This window comes from Pseudomonadota bacterium (genome assembly GCA_041395565.1).
Taxonomy (GTDB): domain Bacteria; phylum Pseudomonadota; class Gammaproteobacteria; order UBA9214; family UBA9214; genus UBA9214.
In genome coordinates, this window is the sequence record JAWLAI010000002.1 from 354,211 (window position 1) to 365,254 (window position 11,044).

Here is an 11,044-nt window from a genome sequence, read left to right on the forward strand (position 1 = left end):
GGCCCGCGAGCGCAACGGCAGAAATGTAGCGCAACATCGTCAAAATTTCACATTACCGGGGCAGCGCGGCGCGCCGGCAGTCCGCCTGCCCGGGTCAGTACCGGACCAGTGCCGAGCCCCAGGTGAAGCCGCCGCCGAAGGCCTCCATCAGCAGCACCTCGCCACGCTTGATACGGCCGTCGCGCACCGCGACGTCCAGCGCCAGCGGCACCGAGGCCGCAGAGGTGTTGCCATGTTCGTCAACCGTGACCACCACATGATCCATCGACATTTTCAGCTTCTTGGCGGTCGCCTGGATAATCCGGATGTTCGCCTGGTGCGGAATAAGCCAGTCGACGTCGGATTTCTGCATGTCATTCGCCGCCAGTGTCTCGTCGACGATGCGGCCGAGCGTGTTCACGGCCATCTTGAACACTTCGTTGCCCTGCATCTGCACGTAGGCCTCGCCTGCCTGCACGTGTTCGTAACCCTGGGAAATGCCGCTGGGTACCGTGAGCAGATGTTCGTAACTGCCGTCCGCATGCAGGTGGGTTGACAGGAGACCGGGTTCGTCGCTGGCCTCCAGCACCACGGCACCGGCACCGTCGCCAAACAGGATTGCGGTACTGCGATCGTTCCAGTTGACGATGCGTGACAGGGTCTCGGCACCCACGACCAGCGCGCATTTCGCGGCGCCTGTCTTGATGAACTTGTCGGCCACGCCCAGCGCGTAGACGAAACCCGTGCAGACCGCCTGGATGTCGAAGGCGGCAGTGCCATGGATATCGAGGCGCTGCTGCAGCAGGCAGGCGGTGCTCGGGAACACGCGGTCCGGTGTGGTCGTGGCGAACACGATGAGATCGATCTGGCGCGGGGTCTTGCCGGCCGCCTCCATGGCGCGTGTCGACGCGATCTCGGCCAGGTCGCAGGTAGTCTCGTCACCGGCCGCGATGTGGCGCTTGTAGATCCCGGTACGCTCGCGGATCCAGCTGTCCGAGGTGTCCATGATCTTTTCCAGGTCATGGTTGGTCAGGGTCTTTTCCGGCAGGTAGCCACCGGTGCCCGTGATGCGCGAGTATTTCATACCGCTTCCTGCCGGCCGGCGCGCCAGGCTTCGAGCTGCAGCCGGATGCGCTCCGGCACCTGTTCGCGCGCCGCGATAACCGCCACCTTGACGGCATTGGCGAAGGCCAGCGCATCCGCGCCGCCATGGCTCTTGATGACAATGCCGTTCAGACCCAGCAGACTGGCACCGTTGTAGCGGCGCGGATCGATGCGGCGGCGGAATGCCCTGAGCACGGGCATGGCCACCAGCGCGGCCAGGCGTGTCAGAACATTGCGGGTGAATTCCTGCTTAATGAACGTGGCGATCATCTGCGCCACGCCCTCGCTAGTCTTGAGCGCGATATTGCCGACGAAGCCATCGCAGACGATGACATCGAAGCTGCCACGGTAAATATCGTCGCCCTCGGCGTAGCCGATGTAGTTCAGGTGACTGCCGGCGATCAGTTTCGCGGCTTGCTTGACCTGTTCGTTGCCCTTGATCTCCTCCTCGCCGATGTTGAGCACACCGATGGCGGGACGCTCGTTGCCGTCCACCGACTGTGCCAGCACCGAGCCCATCAGGGCAAACTGGAACAGGTGCTCCGCATCGCAGTCGACATTGGCGCCAAGGTCCAGCATCCAGGTATGCGTGCGCTGTGTCGGCAGCGCGGTGCAGATGGCCGGGCGGTCGATGCCGGGCAGCATCTTCAGCACGAAACGCGCGGTGGCCATGAGTGCACCGGTATTGCCCGCGCTGACACAGGCGTGCGCACCCCCCTCCTTGACCAGGTTGATTGCGACCCGCATGGAGGAATCCTTCTTGTTGCGCAGGGCATGGGACGGCAACTCGTCCATGTCGACGCACTGGCTGGCATGCGCGACGCGCAGGCGCGGGTTGTCCGCTCCGCCCGCCCGCTGCAGGGCAGCCTGCAGGATCGCACTGTCGCCAACCAGGATGATATTGATGTCGCTGTGCTGCTCCAGCGCCAGCATGGCCGCCGGCACCACGACGCCACAGCCGATATCGCCACCCATGGCGTCCAGCGCAATCGTCAGCGGACTCGTCATGTCAGGAACGGCCGGCGGATTTCAGCCCTGCACACACAGCCGGATCGGACGCCGGGCCGGGCTTGGCAACACCCGTCCGGACACCCGCCGTGCTCATGCATGGACAGGCCGATCAGGCCTGGTCTTTGGCGATGACCTTGCGGCCGCGGTAGAAACCGTCGGCACTGATGTGATGGCGCAGATGTGTCTCGCCCGTGGTCGGTTCGATGGACAGCGCCCGTGCAGTCAGCCGGTCGTGGGCGCGGCGCATGCCACGCTTCGACGGTGTCTTGCGGTTTTGCTGAACGGCCATAGTCTCACTCCTCTACTACTGCTTCTGTTTCAATCCCGCCAGCACGGCAAACGGACTGTCACGCAAGTCGTGCTCGGGCGGTCGGTAGGCTTTCACAAATTCATTGCACTGCGCATCCTCGACATGCGCGGGCACCAGCGGCAAGGCGAGCAGCACCTCGTCCGCAACGATATCGGCGATACGGACCGGCTCGGCGCCGACGACCAGCGGTTCGTAACGCGCGTGCAGCCGGGCCGCCGCCTCCGTATCGCGCACGATCCCAAGCCGGAACGCCAGATCCAGCAATAGCTCGAACGGCTCCAGGCAGCGCTGGCACTGCAGCTCCACGGTACCGTGTACGGTTCCGGCCAGATATCGCGTCCCGTCGGGATCCTTGCCCAGCTCGAGACTCACCTGCAGAGTCCCCGCACTCGAACTCAGCAGCGGCACGACCCGTTCCATACTGGCCAGCGGCAGGCGGCCTTGCAGTACCCGCCCCGCATCGGCTGTCGCGAGCAGGTCGAGGCGCTCGGGCAAGTGGTCAATCATAACCCGCGAATACTACCCGGAACCGGTCACCACTGTCAAAGGAAAAACCCTGAAAAATCGGCAAGTTCCGGGTACGGCCGGCGCCTGCCCGCTATTGACAGCCGCAGGGAAATTCCGTACTTAGGCGGGACACCGGCAGCCGCAGCAGACGGGCCGCCCCCACTCGACCGGGATCACGACTTGCTCAAGAAAATCCTGATAGCCAACCGTGGCGAAATTGCCGTGCGCATCATACGGGCCTGCGCAGAGGCCGGGATCACCTCCGTGGCGATCTATGCCGATGCGGACAGCCACGCCCTGCACGTGAAAAAGGCTGACGAGGCCTACAACATCGGGCCGGAATCCATCGCCGGCTACCTCAACGCCCACCGCATCGTCAATCTCGCGATCGCGACCGGGTGCGACGCGGTCCACCCCGGTTACGGCTTCCTCTCGGAAAACCCGCTGCTGGCGGAAATCTGCCAGTCACGCAACATCAGGTTCATCGGGCCGGATGCCGCCGTGATCAGGCAGATGGGCGACAAGGTCGCCGCGCGCCATGCCATGCAGGCGGCTGGCATTCCGGTGATCCCCGGCAGCGACGGCAACCTCGCCAACGTCGACGAGGCCGTGATCCTGGCCGCGGAGATCGGCTATCCCGTCATGCTCAAGGCGACGTCGGGCGGCGGCGGCCGCGGGATCCGGCGCTGCGACAATGAAACCCAGCTGCGTCGCAACTACGAACGGGTGCTTTCGGAGGCCAGCAAGGCCTTCGGCTCGGCCGAGATATTCATGGAGAAATGCATCGAGCGGCCGCGCCACATCGAGGTGCAGATCCTGGCTGACCGGCATGGCAACGTCGTACACCTGTTCGAACGCGACTGCTCGATCCAGCGCCGCCACCAGAAGCTGATAGAGATCGCCCCGTCGCCGCAGCTCGACGATACCCAGCGCCAGTGGCTGGGCAAGATGGCGGTGCGCGCCGCACAGGCCGTCAACTACGAAAACGCCGGCACGGTGGAATTCCTGCTCGCACCCGATGGGCAATTCTACTTCATGGAGATGAACACCCGTCTGCAGGTCGAGCACACGGTAAGCGAGGCCATTACCGGCATAGATATCGTGCAGGAACAGATCCGCATCGCCAGCGGACTGCCGCTGACCTACTTGCAGGAGCAGATCGGGCGCCGCGGCTTCGCCATGGAGCTGCGCATCAACGCCGAGGACCCGAAGAACGATTTTCTGCCCAGTTTCGGCCGCATCACACGCTACTTCGCCCCGGGCGGCCCCGGCGTCCGTACCGATGCCGCGATCTACACCGGCTACCAGATCCCGCCGCACTACGATTCCATGTGCGCGAAACTCACCGTATGGGCGCTGACCTGGGAAGGCCTCCTCAACCGTGCCAGCCGGGCCCTGCGCGATACCGGGGTCTACGGCGTCCGGACCACCATCCCGTACTACATGGAAATCCTCAAGGTACCCGGGTTCCGCTCTGGCCGCTTCGATACCGGATTTGTTGAGGATCATCCCGAGCTGGTAGGCTACACCACCAGCCGGCCCAACCGCGAACTGAGCGCCGCGATCACTGCCGCCCTGTCCGCCCATCTGGGCCTGTAACCCGACGCAGCAGGAAGTCCTTCACCCATGCCAAGCGTACACGTTACCGATGTCATCCTGCGCGATGCGCACCAGTCGCTGATCGCCACACGACTGCGCACCGCCGACATGCTGCCAGTGTGTGCACAGCTGGACCGTATCGGCTACTGGTCACTGGAAGCGTGGGGCGGCGCCACCTTCGATGCCTGCCTGCGCTATCTGAAGGAGGATCCGTGGGAGCGCCTGCAGCAGCTGCGTGCGGCCCTGCCGAATACGCGCCTGCAGATGCTGCTGCGCGGACAGAATCTGCTCGGTTACCGGCATTACTCCGACGACGTGGTACGTGCCTTCGTGGCACGCGCCGCCGCCAACGGTATCGACGTGTTTCGCATCTTCGACGCGCTGAACGATACGCGCAACCTGAAAACGGCGATCCGGGCGGTGCTGGAGACCGGCAAGCATGCGCAGGGCACGATTTGCTATACCACCAGCCCGGTACACGATATCGGGACCTTCGTCGCCATGGGACGGGAGCTGGAAGCCATGGGTTGCCAGAGCATTGCCATCAAGGACATGGCCGGCCTGCTGACACCGATGGTCACCGCGGAGCTGGTCACCCGGCTGCGCGAAGCGGTCTCGCTGCCGCTGCACCTGCATTGCCATGCCACGGCGGGTACTGCGGAGATGTGCCTGCTCAAGGCGGTGGAATGCGGCTGCACTCACATCGATACCGCCATCTCGTCGTTCTCGGGCAGCACCAGCCATGCCGCCACCGAAAGCCTGGTGGCGGCGCTGCGTGGTACGGATTTCGACACGGGGCTGGATCTCGAGGCACTGCAAACCATCGCCCAGCATTTCCGCACGGTGCGCAAAAAATATCACCAGTTCGAAAGCGAGAATCACGATCCTGACACGCGCGTGCAGGTCTATCAGGTGCCGGGCGGCATGATCTCCAATCTGTACACCCAGTTGCGCGAACAGGGCGCGCTGGACCGCGTCGAAGCGGTCTTTGCCGAGATCCCGCGCGTGCGCAAGGAGCTCGGCTATCCACCCCTGGTGACGCCCACCTCGCAGATCATCGGCACCCAGGCGGTGCTGAACGTGCTCACCGGCAAGCGGTATCAGACGATCACCAACGAAGTGAAGCTGTACCTGCAGGGTCGCTACGGACGCCCGCCGGCACCGCTCGACCCCGCCGTGCGCCAACAGGCGATCGGCAAGGAAAGCACCATCGATGTCCGCCCCGCGGACCTGCTCGCAGACGAGATGGCTACATTGCGCGCCGGCATCGGTGACCTGGCCGCGAGCGAGGAGGACGTGCTCACCTACGCAATGTTCCCCGAGATCGGCAAGGATTTCCTCAGCCACCGCAAGGCAGGCACGCTCACGCCCGAACCGCTGGCACTGGAGGTGGCCGAGCTGGGCGGCGAACGGCGTTCGCGCCCCACCGAGTTCCGGGTCATCCTGCACGGCGAGCCCTACCACATCAAGATCACCGGTACCGGCCACCGCACCCTGGACAACCGTCCGTTCTACATGACGGTGGACGGCGTTCCCGAGGAAGTGCTGGTGGAGACGCTGGACGAGCTCCCGGCGGAAGGCGGGCGCGGCAAACGCGAGCCGCACGCCTCGGGCAGCCAGCGCCCGCGTCCGACCCAGCCGGGGCACGTCACCACATCCATGCCCGGCACCATCATCGACGTACTCGTGCAGGTCGGCGACAAGGTGGAAGCCGGCACACCGGTCCTGATCACCGAGGCCATGAAAATGGAAACCGAGATCACGGCGCCAATCGCCGGCACGGTAGTTGCCGTCAACGTCAGCAAGGGCGAGGCGGTCAACCCCGATGAGACGCTAGTGGAAATCCGGGCCGGCGGTTAGCCGCCGACTGCTGCCATGACCGGCCAGCCCCCCCTGATCCTGGCCTCGACTTCCCCGTTCCGCCGGCAATTGCTGGAGCGGCTGCGCCTGCCGTTTACCACCGCGGCACCCGAGGTCGACGAAACCCCGCGCCCCGGCGAAACGCCACATGAGCTGGTCATCCGCCTGGCCGAGGCCAAGGCGCGCGCCATCGGTGCCACCCAGCGCGGTCTGATCATCGGTTCCGACCAGGTCGCCACGACGGGTACTGACATCCTGGGCAAGCCCGGCACGCACGAACGCGCAGCGGCACAGCTGGGCCACCTCTCCGGCCAACGCGTCACCTTCCATACCGGTCTCTGCCTGCTGCACAGCGCCGTCGACGAAGTACAGGTGGATGATGTGCCCTACCACGTAGTGTTCCGCACGCTCGCCACCGACCAGATCGAACGTTACCTGCGTGCGGAACGACCCTACAACTGCGCCGGCAGCTTCAAGTCGGAGGGGCTCGGCATCACCCTGTTCGAACGCTTGGAGGGCGATGACCCGACCGCGCTGATCGGCTTGCCGCTGATCCGGCTGACCCGCATGCTGGCACGCGCCGGTGTGATCCTGCCCTAGCGCCTGCGCCCCGGACCGCGCGGCTGCATCCAGGGCGGCGCCCCCCCGGCGGGGCCGTGCGGCGGCATGCCGGGCGGTGGTGGCATGCCCCAGGGCGGCGCTGGCGGGGTCTGACCCGGCCGGGTCGCGGCGGCCTGGCGCCAGACCTGCAAGCGCCAGTGCTGCTGGTGCCGGAAGGCATCCAGCTCCTGCCGCTGATGCGCGTCGAAGCGTTGCCGTTCCTGGTCCTGATAGGCGCCGAAGCTTTGCAGGTCGCGCTGCTGTTTCAGCTGCAGGCCGTTCAGCTCCTGCTGCTGGTGCGCGCGGAAAGCCGCCCATTCCTGTCGCCACCACTCCTGATCGAGATCGTCCTCGTCCAGTTCGGGGGTCGGCCCTGCAGATGCTGCAGCTCCGCCCGCTTCCGCCGGCGCCGGCGCGTCACTGCCGGCCACGCCGGCCTCGGCCGCAGGCGCGTCCGTTTCCGCCCGTGGCGTACCGGGCAACGGCGTGCTCAGGATGTCCTTGATACGCTCGAGCAGCGAATCGTCCGCTACGTCACCCGCCGCCGGGGCCCGGCCGTTCGTATCCGCCGTCCGCGTACCCGGGAGCGGCGCGTTCAGGATGTCGCCGAGCCGGTCGAAGAAACCCTTGTCCTGTTCCTGTGCCATGACGCCCTCCCCCGAATCAGGCTGCCGGCTTGATCAGCTGCGTCAGCCAAACCAGCAATACGGCACCTGCCAGCGCCGCGACGCAGGTCAGCAGCAGACCACCTACCGTGCCGCCGCCACCGATACCCAGCAATGCCAGCAGATAGCCGCCAACCACGCCGCCGGCGATACCGAGCACGATATCACCGATCCTGCCGAACGGCGGCGTACCGCCCAGCAAGTTGCGTGCGAGCAAGCCCGCGACGGCGCCGATCGCCAACCAGACGAACAATGACCAAGCCGGCATAGCTGTTTCTCCTCGTAATGGTGTGTGAACCTCGCGCCCGGGCCGGTGGCTGCCCGGTCACTAGCGCAGCGTCGCCGTGTTGTCCGTCAGCAGCTCGCCCAGGGTACGCGCCATGGCTACGCCGATGCGATCGCTGATACGCTTGAGCAGGTCCGGCTCGCGGGTGTAGTCGACGATATCCTCTGCGCCGATCACGTCGCGCGCCACCTGTCCGGCACTGCCGATGTGATCGGCCAGGCCCATGTCCACACTTTCCGCGCCGGTCCAGACCAGCCCGCTGAACAAGGCCGGGCTGTCCTTGAGGCGGTCGCCGCGACCGGCGCGCACCGCGTTCTTGAACTGTTCATGGATGTCGCCGAGCAGTTGTTTCACGTGTTGGACATCCGATTCCTTGCTCGGCAGGAAGGGATCGAGGAAGCCCTTGTTCTCACCGGCAGTATACAGACGTCGTTCGACGCCGAGCTTCTGCAAGGTATCGACGAAGCCGAAACTGTCCATGCGCACGCCGATGGAACCGACGATGCTGGCGTCGTCGACATAGATCTCGTCCGCCGCGGACACGACATAGTAGCAGCCGGAGGCGCAGAGGTCGGTGACCACCGCGTATAGCGGGATATCCGGATGCTTCTCGCGCAGCCGCTTGATCTCGTGATAGATGTAGGACGATTGCACGGGGCTGCCGCCGGGCGAATTCGCACGCAGGATCACGCCCTTGGTGTTCTCGCTGTCGAAGGCGTCGCGCAGGCCCTCGATGACCGTGTCCGCATTGGCCTCGCTGGTATCCGCTATGGGGCCGGACAGGTCCACCAGGGCAGTATGCTTGGTCGTGCCTTCGAGCAGTTCGGCCCAGTCCGTCGGTAGGTAGAGGATCAGCAGCGCCAGCAGGTATACGGCCAGCAGGCACTTGAAGAATATGTTCCAGCGGCGCGCCCGGCGTTGCTCTTCGAGGGCCGCGAACGCCAGCCGGTTGACGACATTCCGATGCCAGCTGTCATCGGCTCCGCCACCCTGCTCCAGCGACTCGAAGTGCACATTGCCCCGGCGCCTGCCGCCGAATAATCCCTTGTCTGACATACCCTCTCCCCTACGGTTGAAACGTCAATTTTTTACAAGCCCCGTTGTGGACAGCCATGCCGGCAGCTCGGCCACGCCGTCCAGGCATGTCAGCGGCGCATGCCGGCACAGTCGCGTTTCCGAATGCACGCCGGACCGTACCGCCACCTTGCCGGCGCCGGCATTGGTGGCCATTTCCATATCATACTCGGTATCACCCACCATGAGCGTCGCACGCGCCGCCACACCCACTTCCTCCATCAGCTCCAGCAGCATGCGCGGATGCGGCTTGGAGGCCGTCTCGTCGGCACAGCGGGTGGCATCGAAATGATTCGTGAGACCGGTCTGCTCGAGCACCTGTATCAGCCCGCGGCGGGCTTTACCGGTGGCGATGCCGAGCAGAAATCCCTGTGCCCGCAGCAGTTCGAGCATCTCGCGTGCACCCGCGAACAGGCTGGAGCCCTCGGAGGCGAACCAGTACCTGCGGTAGGCCTCGACGAATGACTGCCGGAACGCCTCGTCGCGCCCCGGCAGCAACGCTTCGACGGCCTCGCGCAACCCCAGTCCGATCACGTCCTTGACGGTGTCGTCGCGCATCGGTGGCAGCCCAAGATCGGCGATAGCCCCGTGCAGGCAAGACACGATCTGCGCCTCGGAATCCATGAGGGTGCCGTCCCAGTCAAATACGATGAACTTTACGCTCGCGGTCATGAAAATCGGGGGGCGTGATCGGGCAGTGCGCGGATTGAACCGCGGATTATGACGATTCGAGCCGTTCGAGAACAGCCTGCAGGGCGGGGTCGAGCGGCGCCGTGACTTCGATCACCGCAGCGTCGGCAGGGTCGGTGAAGCTCAGCCGGCTGGCGTGCAGGAACATCCGCCGCAGCCCGAATGTGCGCATGCGGGTGTTGAAGTCCCGGTCACCGTATTTCAGGTCACCGGCGAGCGGATAACCGAGATGGGCGGCATGCACGCGGATCTGATGGGTGCGGCCGGTCAGCAGTTCGACCTCCACCAGCGTGGCACCCGGATAATGCGCCAGCGGACGGAACACGGAGACCGCCGGTTTGCCGTCGGCCGCGACGCGCACCACGCGTTCCCCACCCTGCAGCTGGTTCTTGCGCAGCGGTGCATCCACAGTTCGCTCCCCGCCCTTCCAGCCGCCGGCCAGCAGCGCCAGATAGCGCTTGTGTACCGTGCCTGCGTGCTGCTGCGCATGGAAGGCCCGCAGAAAACTGCGCCGCCGCGCCAGCAGCAGGCAGCCGGAAGTCTCCCGATCGAGCCGGTGCGCCAGTTCCAGAAACGGTGCCCCGGGATGCGCCGCCCGCAGCGCCTCGATCACGCCAAAACTGACCCCGCTGCCACCGTGTACGGCCATGCCCGCCGGCTTGTTGACGACCAGGCAGCGGCCGTTCTCGAACAGCACCTCCAGCGACAGCCGCGGTGGCGGCTGTCGGGCAGGTCCCTCCGGCGCAGCCAACCGCACGGGTGGGATCCGCACCGCATCGCCGGCACGTACCTTGTAGCGCGCCTGGATGCGTCCGCTGTTCACGCGTACTTCGCCGCGCCGCAGGATGCGGTAAATATGGCTCTTGGGGACACCCTTGAGATGCCGTGCCAGAAAATTGTCAATGCGTTGGCCGGCCTCCTCGTCGCTGACGTTGACAAGGCGCGCCTGCGGTCGGTCGGTAGTTGTGGCGGATGTTCGGGACATGGGCGTTGGCGTCGGCACGGGTAATCTGGGAAATTGTACAGGGAATCACCCGTTTGTAGCAGCTGAACCTGTTTGCGGCTAATCTGTAACATTGATATAGTGCAGCCTCGGCGCCGGCCACGGGCGGACAAGTTTCACCCGGCGCACGCCGAAATACCTGTTTACCCGGGAGATGGCGGTGCACCAGCAGCGTGCATCTCTCTGTTGTCTGTGTTTGCTGTAGAAACCTGTTTAACGAACATCGCTCCCATGGAACACGCTCAGCTCCTGTTCATCACGTTCAGCCTGGCACTGCTGGCGGGTATTGCCGTTTCCCGTACCCGTACCGGCTGGCTGCGTGTTGCGGCACCGGCACAACAGCCGGTGTGTCTGTG

12 protein-coding genes are annotated in these 11,044 nt (G+C 65.1%); 3 read left to right on the plus strand and 9 right to left on the minus strand.

Annotated elements, in window-relative coordinates:
- Positions 1–94: 94 nt before the first annotated feature.
- The 4 genes from R3F42_01730 to R3F42_01745 all read right to left on the minus strand — a co-directional run bounded on the left by R3F42_01730 (position 95) and on the right by R3F42_01745 (position 2,911).
- Positions 95–1,063 (minus strand): beta-ketoacyl-ACP synthase III, encoded by a 969-nt coding sequence (locus R3F42_01730; protein MEZ5540745.1) that lies wholly within the window; start codon positions 1,061–1,063, stop codon positions 95–97.
- Positions 1,060–2,091, minus strand: coding sequence for a phosphate acyltransferase PlsX (plsX, locus tag R3F42_01735; GenBank protein ID MEZ5540746.1), 1,032 nt, complete (start codon positions 2,089–2,091; stop codon positions 1,060–1,062). The genes R3F42_01730 and plsX overlap by 4 nt, the downstream gene beginning before the upstream one ends.
- Positions 2,092–2,203: 112 nt before the next feature.
- Positions 2,204–2,383: a 50S ribosomal protein L32 gene (gene rpmF, locus R3F42_01740; GenBank protein ID MEZ5540747.1), complete on the minus strand. Its 180-nt coding sequence runs from the start codon at positions 2,381–2,383 to the stop codon at positions 2,204–2,206.
- 15 nt (positions 2,384–2,398) lie between these two features.
- Positions 2,399–2,911 carry a YceD family protein gene (locus R3F42_01745; GenBank protein MEZ5540748.1) on the minus strand — a complete coding sequence of 171 codons (513 nt, stop codon included), beginning with the start codon at positions 2,909–2,911 and terminating at the stop codon, positions 2,399–2,401.
- A 180-nt stretch (positions 2,912–3,091) separates the two neighbouring features.
- Here R3F42_01745 and R3F42_01750 point away from each other — a divergent pair, with 180 nt between their 5' ends.
- Genes R3F42_01750 through R3F42_01760 form a run of 3 tightly spaced genes read left to right on the plus strand, consistent with a single transcriptional unit; the run spans position 3,092 to position 6,970 of the window.
- Positions 3,092–4,510, plus strand: a complete 1,419-nt coding sequence (locus R3F42_01750) for an acetyl-CoA carboxylase biotin carboxylase subunit (GenBank protein MEZ5540749.1) — start codon at positions 3,092–3,094, stop codon at positions 4,508–4,510.
- A 27-nt stretch (positions 4,511–4,537) separates the two neighbouring features.
- On the plus strand, positions 4,538–6,370 hold the full coding sequence (oadA, locus tag R3F42_01755) for a sodium-extruding oxaloacetate decarboxylase subunit alpha (GenBank protein MEZ5540750.1): 1,833 nt from the start codon (positions 4,538–4,540) through the stop codon (positions 6,368–6,370).
- A gap of 15 nt (positions 6,371–6,385) precedes the next feature.
- Positions 6,386–6,970: a Maf family nucleotide pyrophosphatase gene (locus R3F42_01760; GenBank protein ID MEZ5540751.1), complete on the plus strand. Its 585-nt coding sequence runs from the start codon at positions 6,386–6,388 to the stop codon at positions 6,968–6,970.
- Here R3F42_01760 and R3F42_01765 read toward each other — a convergent pair.
- The 5 genes from R3F42_01765 to R3F42_01785 are packed head-to-tail and all read right to left on the minus strand — an operon-like array spanning position 6,967 to position 10,670.
- Positions 6,967–7,617: a hypothetical protein gene (locus R3F42_01765; protein ID MEZ5540752.1), complete on the minus strand. Its 651-nt coding sequence runs from the start codon at positions 7,615–7,617 to the stop codon at positions 6,967–6,969. The genes R3F42_01760 and R3F42_01765 overlap by 4 nt on opposite strands.
- Positions 7,618–7,633: 16 nt before the next feature.
- The gene (locus tag R3F42_01770; GenBank protein MEZ5540753.1) at positions 7,634–7,903 is read right to left on the minus strand and encodes a GlsB/YeaQ/YmgE family stress response membrane protein; all 270 of its coding nucleotides are present in this window, start codon (positions 7,901–7,903) and stop codon (positions 7,634–7,636) included.
- Positions 7,904–7,963: 60 nt separating this feature from the next.
- Positions 7,964–8,977 (minus strand): S49 family peptidase, encoded by a 1,014-nt coding sequence (locus R3F42_01775; protein ID MEZ5540754.1) that lies wholly within the window; start codon positions 8,975–8,977, stop codon positions 7,964–7,966.
- Positions 8,978–9,001: 24 nt separating this feature from the next.
- Positions 9,002–9,667, minus strand: a complete 666-nt coding sequence (locus tag R3F42_01780; GenBank protein MEZ5540755.1) for an HAD-IA family hydrolase — start codon at positions 9,665–9,667, stop codon at positions 9,002–9,004.
- Positions 9,668–9,713: 46 nt separating this feature from the next.
- Positions 9,714–10,670, minus strand: a complete 957-nt coding sequence (locus tag R3F42_01785) for an RluA family pseudouridine synthase (protein ID MEZ5540756.1) — start codon at positions 10,668–10,670, stop codon at positions 9,714–9,716.
- Positions 10,671–11,044 lie beyond the last annotated feature (374 nt).

What these genes read in the sequence shown, in the direction of transcription:
- R3F42_01745 (MEZ5540748.1), bottom strand. Translation starts at nt 2,911, where the DNA reads ATGATTGACCACTTGCCCGAGCGCCTCGACCTGCTCGCGACAGCCGAT.
- R3F42_01730 (MEZ5540745.1), bottom strand. Translation starts at nt 1,063, where the DNA reads ATGAAATACTCGCGCATCACGGGCACCGGTGGCTACCTGCCGGAAAAG.
- R3F42_01770 (MEZ5540753.1), bottom strand. Translation starts at nt 7,903, where the DNA reads ATGCCGGCTTGGTCATTGTTCGTCTGGTTGGCGATCGGCGCCGTCGCG.
- R3F42_01785 (MEZ5540756.1), bottom strand. Translation starts at nt 10,670, where the DNA reads ATGTCCCGAACATCCGCCACAACTACCGACCGACCGCAGGCGCGCCTT.
- rpmF (MEZ5540747.1), bottom strand. Translation starts at nt 2,383, where the DNA reads ATGGCCGTTCAGCAAAACCGCAAGACACCGTCGAAGCGTGGCATGCGC.
- R3F42_01780 (MEZ5540755.1), bottom strand. Translation starts at nt 9,667, where the DNA reads ATGACCGCGAGCGTAAAGTTCATCGTATTTGACTGGGACGGCACCCTC.
- plsX (MEZ5540746.1), bottom strand. Translation starts at nt 2,091, where the DNA reads ATGACGAGTCCGCTGACGATTGCGCTGGACGCCATGGGTGGCGATATC.
- R3F42_01765 (MEZ5540752.1), bottom strand. Translation starts at nt 7,617, where the DNA reads ATGGCACAGGAACAGGACAAGGGTTTCTTCGACCGGCTCGGCGACATC.
- R3F42_01775 (MEZ5540754.1), bottom strand. Translation starts at nt 8,977, where the DNA reads ATGTCAGACAAGGGATTATTCGGCGGCAGGCGCCGGGGCAATGTGCAC.
- R3F42_01760 (MEZ5540751.1), top strand. Translation starts at nt 6,386, where the DNA reads ATGACCGGCCAGCCCCCCCTGATCCTGGCCTCGACTTCCCCGTTCCGC.
- oadA (MEZ5540750.1), top strand. Translation starts at nt 4,538, where the DNA reads ATGCCAAGCGTACACGTTACCGATGTCATCCTGCGCGATGCGCACCAG.